This is a genomic window from Micromonospora sp. AMSO12t, assembly GCF_008806585.1.
GTDB classification, from domain to species: domain Bacteria; phylum Actinomycetota; class Actinomycetes; order Mycobacteriales; family Micromonosporaceae; genus Micromonospora; species Micromonospora reichwaldensis.
Window position 1 is genome coordinate 1 of sequence record NZ_WAAS01000360.1, and the last position, 5,427, is coordinate 5,427.

Annotated in this window: 5 protein-coding genes; 1 reads left to right on the forward strand and 4 read right to left on the reverse strand. The window is 72.4% G+C overall.

Translation table 11 applies throughout. The features are described 5' to 3' along the window. Nucleotides 1-493 precede the first annotated feature (493 nt). The 4 genes from F6X68_RS33735 to pdhA form a co-directional block, all read right to left on the reverse strand. The gene (locus tag F6X68_RS33735; protein ID WP_165947779.1) at nucleotides 494-631 is read right to left on the reverse strand and encodes a hypothetical protein; all 138 of its coding nucleotides are present in this window, start codon (nucleotides 629-631) and stop codon (nucleotides 494-496) included. A gap of 258 nt (nucleotides 632-889) precedes the next feature. Continuing rightward, nucleotides 890-2,374, reverse strand: coding sequence for a dihydrolipoamide acetyltransferase family protein (locus F6X68_RS30270; RefSeq protein WP_151457452.1), 1,485 nt, complete (start codon nucleotides 2,372-2,374; stop codon nucleotides 890-892). Nucleotides 2,375-2,379: 5 nt separating this feature from the next. Continuing rightward, the gene (locus tag F6X68_RS30275; RefSeq protein ID WP_151457451.1) at nucleotides 2,380-3,369 is read right to left on the reverse strand and encodes an alpha-ketoacid dehydrogenase subunit beta; all 990 of its coding nucleotides are present in this window, start codon (nucleotides 3,367-3,369) and stop codon (nucleotides 2,380-2,382) included. Next, nucleotides 3,369-4,544: a pyruvate dehydrogenase (acetyl-transferring) E1 component subunit alpha gene (pdhA, locus tag F6X68_RS30280; RefSeq protein ID WP_132235260.1), complete on the reverse strand. Its 1,176-nt coding sequence runs from the start codon at nucleotides 4,542-4,544 to the stop codon at nucleotides 3,369-3,371. The genes F6X68_RS30275 and pdhA overlap by 1 nt, the downstream gene beginning before the upstream one ends. A gap of 554 nt (nucleotides 4,545-5,098) precedes the next feature. On the opposite strand from pdhA, the gene F6X68_RS33740 reads away from it, so the two are divergent. Further along, nucleotides 5,099-5,427 (forward strand): hypothetical protein (locus F6X68_RS33740; RefSeq protein ID WP_225852521.1); only part of this gene is annotated, 329 nt, incomplete at its 3' end.

Here is a 5,427-nt window from a genome sequence, read left to right on the forward strand (position 1 = left end):
GGGGCGGGGGTGCCCAGCCCAGATCGGGGGCGCCGGCGCCGTAACTGTTGTCCTGCTGTGCCGGGCGGTCGCCGTACGGCGCCGGTCCGCCGGCGCCCGGCGACACCTCGTCCGGCTGCTGGCCGGGGTGGTGCGTGCCCTCGGACGTCATGCGTGCGCCTCCTCCATCACCTGTCGGCCGCCACTGCCGATCGGTCTTCTCGGCAGGGTGGCCGGCGTCGCCGGTGTACCGGCCGTGCCGGCTCCCCGCACCGTATCCGGTGACCGCCCGAGGGCGACCGGGGAGCACGATCGTCACTCCCCGTGGCCGGATGGTGTCGAGCGGCTTCTATCGACTCGACTGCTCCGGGTCGGCGGGCGACGACCGAAGCCCACCGTACCGGGCGCTGAGGCGAGGTGGAATCCCGGTGTCAGCCGCTGCGAAACGCCGATGACCCGCCCGGGCGGACCGGGCGGGTCATCGATCTGGAGGAGGTGAGAAAGGTTCCGGGCGTCAGCTCATGTGACGCTGGGCGATGGCGAGGATCTCTTCGCGGACCGCGGGCGAGTTGGCGGAGCGCAGCGCGTGCTCGATGGCACGGGCGCGGCGGTTGGCGTCGCGGCGGTTGCGGATTCGCTCGATCATGCTCATGGGTCTCTCCTCCTGGCTATTCGGTTGTCAGCCCCTTGATGTCTTCCATTGAACCCCAAGACGGGCGCAACTTCCATCGATTGTTAGGTGAGCTGGGACACGGGCCGAACAATCGAAGGTGAGGGGGGCCTGTGACCCACGCAATCCTCTGTCTCTAGAGGCGGCCGGTGCCGGACGTGCGCGCGCCACAAAAGGACACGGCCGGTGTGCCGGGCGTCAACCCGTCGCACACCGGCCGTTCGGCTGGCGTCAGGACCGTCAGGTCCAGGCGAGCAGCGCCGCCTCCGGGTCGGCCAGGAACTCCCCGATGTCGCGCAGGAACTTCGAGCCCAGCTCACCGTCGATGATCCGGTGGTCGAAGGAGAGGCCCAGCGTGGTGACCTGACGCGGCCGGACCTTGCCCTTGTGGACCCAGGGCATCTCGCGGACCGCGCCGAAGGCCAGGATCGCCGACTCGCCCGGGGGCAGGATCGGCGTACCGGTGTCCACCCCGAACACGCCGACGTTGGTGATCGTCAGCGTGCCGCCGGACATGTCGGCCGGCGAGGTCTTCCCGGCCTTGGCCGTCTGCACCAGGCCGGTCATCGCGTCCGCCAGCTCGCGCAGCGAGAGCCGGCCGGCGTCCTTGATGTTCGGCACGATCAGCCCGCGCTCGGTGGCCGCCGCGATGCCCAGGTTGACGTAGTCCTTGACGACGATCTCGTCGCCGGCCCAGGTCGAGTTGACCATCGGGTGGCGCTTGACGGCCAGCAGCACCGCCTTGGCCACCAGCAGCAGCGGCGAGACCCGCACGTCGCGCCACTCCCGCCGGTTGCGGAGCCGGTCCAGGGCCTTCATCGCCCGGGTCACGTCGACGGTGAGGAACTCCGTGACGTGCGGAGCGGTGAACGCCGAGCGGGACATGTTCTCGGCGGTGAGCTTGCGTACCCCCTTGACGGGGATGCGCTGCTCGCGGTCCGCGCCGAAGCTCGCGGCCGCCGTGGCCGGGGCCGACACCGCGAGCGGCTCGGCCGCCGCCGTGGCCCCGCTCGCCGCCCGCTGTACGTCCTCCCGGGTGATCGAGCCCAGCGGCCCCGACCCGGTCAGCGCGGACAGGTCGACGCCGAGATCCTTGGCGAGCTTGCGTACCGGCGGCTTGGCCAGCACCGGCCCGCCGGCCGGGCCGTGACCGTTCGACGGCGCGGTCGCCACCGGGGCGGGCGGCGCCGGCGGGGCCGGAACGACCGGGGCAGCCGGCGCGACGGGTGCGGCCGGTGCGGCCGCCTGGGCCGGCAGCGGGGTGCCACCCTTGCGCGGGCGGCGCTTGGCCGCCGTGGTGCGCGGGCCGTAGCCGACCAGCACGGCGGTACGGCCGCCCGGGGCGGGACCGCCGATCAGGCCCGGCTCGACCGCGCCCTCTGCCGGCGCCACCTGGACCGCGGCCAGCGACGCCGCCGACGGGGTGGGCAGGGCCGCGTCCGGGGCGCCGGTCGTCGACGCCTCGATCGGGCCGGCGCCCGGGTCGGTGTCGATCGCGATGATCGGCGTGCCGACCTCGACCGTGCTCCCCTCCGGGTGGAAGATCGCCTGCACCTGGCCGGCCCACTTCGCCGGGATCTCGACGGCCGCCTTGGCCGTCTCCACCTCGACGATCGGCTGGTTCAGCTCGATGACGTCGCCGACCTTGACGAGCCACGCGAGGATCTCGCCCTCGGTCAGTCCCTCGCCCAGGTCGGGAAGGTTGAACTCCTTGATCCGTGACATGCCGCTCACCAGCCGAAGGTGCGGTCGACGGCGTCGAGCACCCGGTCGAGGTCGGGCAGGTACTCCTCCTCCACCCGGGAGGCCGGGTAGGGGGTGTCGAAGCCGGTCACCCGCAGCACCGGGGACTCCAGGGAGTAGAAGCACTCCTCGGTGATCCGGGCCGCGATCTCCGAGCCCAGGCCCAGGTTGCCCGGGGCCTCGTGCACGACCACGCAGCGGCCGGTGCGCTTCACCGACTCGTACGCGGCGGTCAGGTCCAGCGGGGAGAGCGAGCGCAGGTCGATGACCTCCAGCTCCCGGCCGTCCTCGGCGGCGGCGGTCGCCGCGTCCAGGCAGGTCCGCACCATCGGCCCGTACGCCAGCACCGTGGCGTCCGTGCCGGGCCGGACGACCCGGGACGAGTGCAGCGGGTACGCCCCCGACAGCGGGCCGTCCAGCTCGACGGGGCCCTTCTCCCAGTAGCGCCGCTTCGGCTCCAGGAAGACGATCGGGTCGTCCGAGGCGACGGCCTGCTGGATCATCGTGTACGCGTCCTGCGGGTTGGCGCAGGACACCACCTTCAGGCCGGCGGTGTGGGCGAAGTACGCCTCCGGCGACTCCGAGTGGTGCTCGACCGCGCCGATGCCGCCGCCGAACGGGATCCGGATGACCATCGGGATCCGCACCTTGCCCTGCGAGCGGTAGTGCATCTTCGCCACCTGCGACACGATCTGGTCGTACGCGGGGTAGACGAAGCCGTCGAACTGGATCTCGCAGACCGGCCGGAAGCCCCGGATGGCCAGGCCCACCGCGGTGCCGATGATGCCGGACTCGGCGAGCGGGGTGTCGATCACCCGCTGGTCGCCGAAGTCCTTCTGGAGGCCGTCGGTGATCCGGAAGACGCCGCCGAGCTTGCCGACGTCCTCGCCCATGATGACGACCTTCGGGTCGTTCTCCAGGGCCCTGCGCAGGCCCGTGTTGAGGGCCTTGCCTAGGGTGAGCGTCTCCGTGGCCATCAGTGGGCGCTCCCCTCGAACGACTCCATGTACTTCGTGAACTGCGCCCGCTGCTCGTCGAGCTCGGGGGACCCGTTGGGGTAGACGTGGTCGAACATCGTCACCGGCTCGGGGTTGGGCATGGCGAGCACCCGCTCGCGCAGGTGCACCGACTCGGTGCGGGCCTGCTCGTCAACGGCCGCGAAGAAGTCCGCGTCGGCGATCTGCTGCTTCTCCAGGAACGCCTTCATCCGGGCGATCGGGTCCTTCGCCTGCCAGGCCTCGACCTCGCTGGCGATCCGGTAACGGGTCGGGTCGTCGGAGGTGGTGTGCGCGCCCATCCGGTAGGTGTAGGCCTCGATCAGGCTGGGGCCCTGGCCGAGCCGGGCGTTGTCCAGCGCGTGCCGGGTCACCGCGTACGACGCGAGCACGTCGTTGCCGTCCACCCGGACACCGGGGAAGCCGAAACCGCCGGCCCGCTGGTAGAGCGGCACGCGGGTCTGGCGCTCCAGCGGCTCGGAGATGGCGTACTGGTTGTTCTGGCAGAAGAACACCAGCGGGGCGTTGAAGACGCTGGCCCAGACGAACGCCTCGTTGACGTCGCCCTGGCTGGTGGCGCCGTCGCCGAAGTAGGCGATCACCGCCTCGCCGTCCTCGGTGCCGGTCTTGCCGTCCATGTGGACGCCCATGGCGTAGCCGGTCGCGTGCAGGGTCTGCGCCCCGATCACGATCGTGTACATGTTGAACTTGAACTCGTTCGGGTCCCAGCCGCCCTGGTCGACGCCCCGGAACAGGCCGAGCGGCATGATCGGGTCGATGCCCCGGCAGTAGAGGACGCCGTGCTCCCGGTAGGTCGGGAAGGCCATGTCCTGCGTACGCAGCGCGCGTCCCGAGCCCACCTGCGCGGCCTCCTGGCCCAGCAGGCTGGCCCACAGGCCCAGCTCGCCCTGGCGCTGCAACGCGGTGGCCTCGGCGTCGAGCTTGCGGACCAGCACGAGGTCGCGGTAGAGCCCGCGGTACTCCTCGTCGGTGAAGTCGACGCGGTACTCGGTCCCGTCCGGGCCGGTCGCGCTCTCGATCCGCTCACCCTCCGGGGTGAGCAGCTGCACCAGCTGCGGGTCGCCGGTCGCACCCTTCTTGGACCGGGGTGCGGCCCGTCGGCCGCGACTGGAGACCCCGGGGTCGCCCTTTGCCATCCGTCTCTCCCTGTCTGTCTGCGTCGGCACCGGGGGGTCACCCGGCCGCGCAACTCGTGCGCCTGCCCGGCTGGTGCCGGACGGGTTCCTGGCGGCCGCGCCTAGCCCCGGTGGGGGTTGCCGCGCGGCGTGAGCCGGATTCTGGCCGAACCCGGATCGGGAGCGCCGGCGCCCAGCCGCGCCTGCCGCGAGGGTGCGCGGAGGTCGTGGCTGCGTTGCCGTCGTGGTCCATATTCGCATCACACGTGAGCGCGCCCACAGTGCGCCCGTCCCGGCCGATCGCGGTGGCCCGCTTCGTCGCACGGCGCGCCCGGTGTCCGTTGCATCGACGCGCGGCCGATCCGGCGATGGTTCGTCACCGTTCGGCCAGATACGCGTGTCGACACGCTGTACAGGGTTGGCCGACCGACCGTCACTGGTCCAGGCTGATTGGCGCGGGATCGTCCGCGTCGGGGCGGTTTGCCGCTTCCTCGTGTCCGGGCGGTGCCCCGGGCGCTCGGGCCGGTCGCCGTACCGGCCCGTCCACCGCCGGAGTCGACGAAAAGGGGTGTGTGGTGTCCGAGCCAGGCCCAGATCCCACCGTTCCCCTCCTCGGCCGGCACCGGGCCGGCGGCTACCGCCGGCTGGTCGGGGCGCACCGGGCCCCCGGCTCGGGCGGGCCGTCCCGGGGCTACCTGTTCACGGTGGCACTGCTCGCCGGCACCGCGTCGATGCCCATCCTCGCCGCGATCAGCACCGGCTCCGCCACCGTCGGCAGCACGGCCCTGCCGGACGGCAGCACCCCGTTCCTCCCGACGCCCTCGGTCGGCCCCGTGGTGATCCCGGTGCCGGCGACGGTCCGCCAGTCGCCCGGGTCGGCCACGGCGGGGGACGGGGTCGACGG